The following is a 5,782-nucleotide window of genomic DNA, read 5'->3' as shown; positions in this document are numbered from 1 at the left end:
GGGAGTTGACAGTGAGTGAGAAGTACTTCATAATCTCGTTTCTCTGCTGCTGACGCACACAACGATGCGAAGCAAAACTCGGAAGAGTGAGGTGGAAAAGAATTTTAGGATTCGCGGTTCTTTAACAATTAACAGTCAATAAATGTGAGCACTTGATGAAAGCGCACCAATCAGTTTAACTGGTTGGCATGCTTAAAAAATATCAAATGCTTCACAAGAAATAAAGCAAGACGGATTTCAGTAATGGAATCTGAACTGTCAGTATTTTGAGTGAGCGACGCCTTCGAAAGAAGGAGTTCAGAAATGAACAAAAACAGAGATTAAACTGAAGAGTTTGATCCTGGCTCAGATTGAACGCTGGCGGCATGCCTTACACATGCAAGTCGAACGGCAGCACGGACTTCGGTCTGGTGGCGAGTGGCGAACGGGTGAGTAATATATCGGAACATACCCTAGAGTGGGGGATAACGTAGCGAAAGTTACGCTAATACCGCATACGAACTAAGGTTGAAAGTGGGGGATCGCAAGACCTCATGCTCATGGAGTGGCCGATATCTGATTAGCTAGTTGGTGAGGTAAAGGCTCACCAAGGCGACGATCAGTAGCTGGTCTGAGAGGACGACCAGCCACACTGGAACTGAGACACGGTCCAGACTCCTACGGGAGGCAGCAGTGGGGAATTTTGGACAATGGGGGCAACCCTGATCCAGCAATGCCGCGTGAGTGAAGAAGGCCTTCGGGTTGTAAAGCTCTTTTGTCAGGGAAGAAACGGTGATCTCTAATATAGATTGCTAATGACGGTACCTGAAGAATAAGCACCGGCTAACTACGTGCCAGCAGCCGCGGTAATACGTAGGGTGCAAGCGTTAATCGGAATTACTGGGCGTAAAGCGTGCGCAGGCGGTTATATAAGTCAGATGTGAAATCCCCGGGCTCAACCTGGGAACTGCATTTGAGACTGTATGGCTAGAGTGTGTCAGAGGGGGGTAGAATTCCACGTGTAGCAGTGAAATGCGTAGATATGTGGAGGAATACCGATGGCGAAGGCAGCCCCCTGGGATAACACTGACGCTCATGCACGAAAGCGTGGGGAGCAAACAGGATTAGATACCCTGGTAGTCCACGCCCTAAACGATGTCTACTAGTTGTTGGGTCTTAATTGACTTAGTAACGCAGCTAACGCGTGAAGTAGACCGCCTGGGGAGTACGGTCGCAAGATTAAAACTCAAAGGAATTGACGGGGACCCGCACAAGCGGTGGATGATGTGGATTAATTCGATGCAACGCGAAAAACCTTACCTACCCTTGACATGTACAGAATGCCGAAGAGATTTGGCGGTGCTCGCAAGAGAACTGTAACACAGGTGCTGCATGGCTGTCGTCAGCTCGTGTCGTGAGATGTTGGGTTAAGTCCCGCAACGAGCGCAACCCTTGTCATTAGTTGCTACGAAAGGGCACTCTAATGAGACTGCCGGTGACAAACCGGAGGAAGGTGGGGATGACGTCAAGTCCTCATGGCCCTTATGGGTAGGGCTTCACACGTCATACAATGGTACATACAGAGGGCCGCCAACCCGCGAGGGGGAGCTAATCCCAGAAAGTGTATCGTAGTCCGGATTGTAGTCTGCAACTCGACTACATGAAGTTGGAATCGCTAGTAATCGCGGATCAGCATGTCGCGGTGAATACGTTCCCGGGTCTTGTACACACCGCCCGTCACACCATGGGAGCGGGTTCTGCCAGAAGTAGGTAGCTTAACCGTAAGGAGGGCGCTTACCACGGCAGGGTTCGTGACTGGGGTGAAGTCGTAACAAGGTAGCCGTATCGGAAGGTGCGGCTGGATCACCTCCTTTCTAGAGTAGCGCCGTAATTAAGTGTTCACTTTTATTGACTGTTAAAAGAAAAGACGAGAAGAGTAGTAAAGAGAAGTAAAGCTGCTTTGAAGTAGGAAGTAGTGCCTGAATGGGGGTTTAGCTCAGCTGGGAGAGCACCTGCTTTGCAAGCAGGGGGTCGTCGGTTCGATCCCGTCAACCTCCACCAATACTGGGGCTGTAGCTCAGCTGGTTAGAGCACCGTGTTGATAACGCGGGGGTCGTTGGTTCGAGCCCAACCAGCCCTACCAAAAGTATCTTGAGAAAACAAACGCAAATGGCGCGTGCGCTGTTTAGGTTTGTTCTTTCAAATCGAAAGAGAGTCGGAAGACTCAGTAGCAAGAAGTTCTCGTTCTTTAACAATTCAGAAGAAGTAAAGTAGAAATAATCAAAATTTATTTCTGTAAAGGAAGGATCCGGAAGGATGCTTCGTTTGGTGTGACGACAGTCATGCTGAATAATTTATGGAAGGGTTATGATTGTATCGAACAAACAAAGTATTAAAAGAGTTTGATCAAAAGCAGCCGAAAGGCAGTTTTAGAAAAAAATAAATTCTTGAGATACGGCAAACGCTAAAGTAATACTCATAAGTAGTAAAGAACTATAACCGTTTCTTGGTGATGAACCTGAAGTTAAAGAGATTTAACGGCAGACACCAGGAGTTAAAGTTATAGGGACAAGTGACTAAGTGCACATGGTGGATGCCTTGGCGATATCAGGCGATGAAGGACGTAGTAGCTTGCGATAAGCTGCGGGGAGTGAGCAAACACACATTGATCCGCAGATTTCCGAATGGGGAAACCCGGCCGTAAGGTCATTTAACACTGAATACATAGGTGTTAAAAGCGAACGTGGCGAACTGAAACATCTAAGTAGCTACAGGAAAAGAAATCAACCGAGATTCCCAAAGTAGTGGCGAGCGAAATGGGAAGAGCCTGCATGATTTAGCATCTTTGATAATAGAACAGATTGGAAACTCTGGCCATAGAGGGTGATAGCCCCTTATATGAAATCATCGGTGTGGAACTAAGTATGCGACAAGTAGGGCGGGACACGTGAAATCCTGTCTGAACATGGGGGGACCATCCTCCAAGGCTAAATACTCGATATCGACCGATAGTGAACCAGTACCGTGAGGGAAAGGCGAAAAGAACCCCGGGAGGGGAGTGAAATAGAACCTGAAACCGTGTGCATACAAACAGTAGGAGCGGACTTGTTCCGTGACTGCGTACCTTTTGTATAATGGGTCAGCGACTTACATTCAGTGGCAAGGTTAACCGCATAGGGAAGCCGTAGAGAAATCGAGTCCGAATAGGGCGAATCAGTCGCTGGGTGTAGACCCGAAACCAAGTGATCTACTCATGGCCAGGTTGAAGGTGCGGTAACACGCACTGGAGGACCGAACCCACTAATGTTGAAAAATTAGGGGATGAGCTGTGGGTAGGGGTGAAAGGCTAAACAAACTTGGAAATAGCTGGTTCTCTCCGAAAACTATTTAGGTAGTGCCTCAAGTATCACCGACGGGGGTAGAGCACTGTTATGGCTAGGGGGTCATCGCGACTTACCAAACCATTGCAAACTCCGAATACCGTTGAGTGCGAGCTTGGGAGACAGACATCGGGTGCTAACGTCCGGTGTCAAGAGGGAAACAACCCAGACCGCCAGCTAAGGTCCCAAAGTATAGCTAAGTGGAAAACGAAGTGGGAAGGCTAAAACAGTCAGGAGGTTGGCTTAGAAGCAGCCACCCTTTAAAGAAAGCGTAATAGCTCACTGATCGAGTCGTCCTGCGCGGAAGATGTAACGGGGCTAAGCTATACACCGAAGCTGCGGATATCCTTTTAGGATATGGTAGGAGAGCGTTCTGTAAGCCTGCGAAGGTGTCTTGTAAAGGATGCTGGAGGTATCAGAAGTGCGAATGCTGACATGAGTAGCGATAATGGGGGTGAAAAGCCTCCACGCCGTAAGCCCAAGGTTTCCTGTTCAACGTTCATCGGAGCAGGGTGAGTCGGCCCCTAAGGCGAGGCAGAGATGCGTAGCTGATGGGAAGCAGGTTAATATTCCTGCACCGTCGTATGATGCGATGGGGGGACGGATCACAGAAGGTCGTCAGGCGGTTGGAAGAGCCTGTTCTTGACTTGTAGAAGGCACTTAGGCAAATCCGGGTGCGTAATTCAAGGGGTTGAGACGAGTGAACTTGTTCACGAAGCGATCGGAAGTGGTTCCAAGAAAAGCCTCTAAGCTTCAGTCATACGAGACCGTACCGCAAACCGACACAGGTGGGCGAGATGAGTATTCTAAGGCGCTTGAGAGAACTCGGGAGAAGGAACTCGGCAAATTGGTACCGTAACTTCGGGATAAGGTACGCCCTTGTAGTTTGACCCCCCTGCGGGGGAAGGATGAAGGGGTTGCAATAAACTGGTGGCTGCAACTGTTTAATAAAAACACAGCACTATGCAAACACGAAAGTGGACGTATATGGTGTGACTCCTGCCCGGTGCTGGAAGATTAAATGATGGGGTGCAAGCTCTTGATTGAAGTCCCAGTAAACGGCGGCCGTAACTATAACGGTCCTAAGGTAGCGAAATTCCTTGTCGGGTAAGTTCCGACCTGCACGAATGGAGTAATGATGGCCACACTGTCTCCTCCCGAGACTCAGCGAAGTTGAAATGTTTGTGATGATGCAATCTACCCGCGGCTAGACGGAAAGACCCCATGAACCTTTACTGTAGCTTTGCATTGGACTTTGAACCAATCTGTGTAGGATAGGTGGGAGGCTTTGAAGCGTGGACGCCAGTTTGCGTGGAGCCATCCTTGAAATACCACCCTGGTTTGTTTGAGGTTCTAACCTTGGCCCGTTATCCGGGTCGGGGACAGTGCATGGTAGGCAGTTTGACTGGGGCGGTCTCCTCCCAAAGTGTAACGGAGGAGTTCGAAGGTACGCTAATTACGGTCGGACATCGTGATGATAGTGCAATGGCATAAGCGTGCTTAACTGCGAGACTGACAAGTCGAGCAGGTACGAAAGTAGGACATAGTGATCCGGTGGTTCTGTATGGAAGGGCCATCGCTCAACGGATAAAAGGTACTCTGGGGATAACAGGCTGATTCCTCCCAAGAGTTCATATCGACGGGGGAGTTTGGCACCTCGATGTCGGCTCATCACATCCTGGGGCTGTAGCCGGTCCCAAGGGTATGGCTGTTCGCCATTTAAAGTGGTACGTGAGCTGGGTTTAAAACGTCGTGAGACAGTTTGGTCCCTATCTGCCGTGGGCGTTGGAAGTTTGAAGGGGGCTGCTCCTAGTACGAGAGGACCGGAGTGGACGAACCTCTGGTGTATCGGTTGTCACGCCAGTGGCATTGCCGAGTAGCTATGTTCGGAAGAGATAACCGCTGAAAGCATCTAAGCGGGAAACTCGCCTTAAGATGAGACTTCCCAGAGACTTGATCTCTTTAAAGGGTCGTTCGAGACCAGGACGTTGATAGGCTGGGTGTGGAAGTGCAGTAATGCATTAAGCTAACCAGTACTAATTGCCCGTAAGGCTTGTCCCTATAACCTTAACAGGTATAGGCTGCAAGTGAGCAATATGAAGTGTGAGCCAATGAATGTTGGTACAAATCATAACCAGGAATAAACAATAAATTGAGATTGGTGCGAGTTGAAAAGCGACGCACATTCTACTGAACTCTTCTGAATTGGATTTGCTGTGCCCCACAGAGCAACGTGGCCACAACAGATCGACAAGTTATGCCTGATGACCATAGCGAGTTGGTACCACCCCTTCCCATCCCGAACAGGACCGTGAAACGACTCTGCGCCAATGATAGTGCTGCAACCAGTGTGAAAGTAGGTTATCGTCAGGCTTGTATTCTGCGAACCCCCCGTTACTAGCGTAACGGGGGGTTTTGCTTTT

2 tRNA genes and 3 rRNA genes are annotated in these 5,782 nt (G+C 49.2%); all 5 read left to right on the top strand.

Features of this window, described 5'->3' with window-relative positions:
- The first annotated feature begins 322 nt into the window (after positions 1-322).
- The 5 genes from H8K26_RS17555 to rrf all read left to right on the top strand — a co-directional run bounded on the left by H8K26_RS17555 (position 323) and on the right by rrf (position 5,732).
- Positions 323-1,853, top strand: a 16S ribosomal RNA gene (locus H8K26_RS17555).
- A 111-nt stretch (positions 1,854-1,964) separates the two neighbouring features.
- Positions 1,965-2,040 (top strand) — tRNA-Ala (locus H8K26_RS17550).
- A gap of 5 nt (positions 2,041-2,045) precedes the next feature.
- A tRNA-Ile gene (locus tag H8K26_RS17545) sits at positions 2,046-2,122 on the top strand.
- A gap of 423 nt (positions 2,123-2,545) precedes the next feature.
- A 23S ribosomal RNA gene (locus H8K26_RS17540) occupies positions 2,546-5,420 on the top strand.
- Between the two features lie 199 nt (positions 5,421-5,619).
- Positions 5,620-5,732 (top strand): 5S ribosomal RNA (gene rrf / locus H8K26_RS17535).
- The 16S, 23S and 5S rRNA genes sit together here with 2 tRNA genes alongside, the layout of an rRNA operon.
- The last annotated feature ends 50 nt before the right edge of the window (positions 5,733-5,782 follow it).

Origin of the sequence: Cognatundibacterium aquatile (assembly GCF_014699135.1) — a bacterium.
Lineage (GTDB): Bacteria > Pseudomonadota > Gammaproteobacteria > Burkholderiales > Burkholderiaceae_D > Undibacterium > Undibacterium aquatile.
This window is presented reverse-complemented; position numbering and strand designations above follow the sequence as displayed.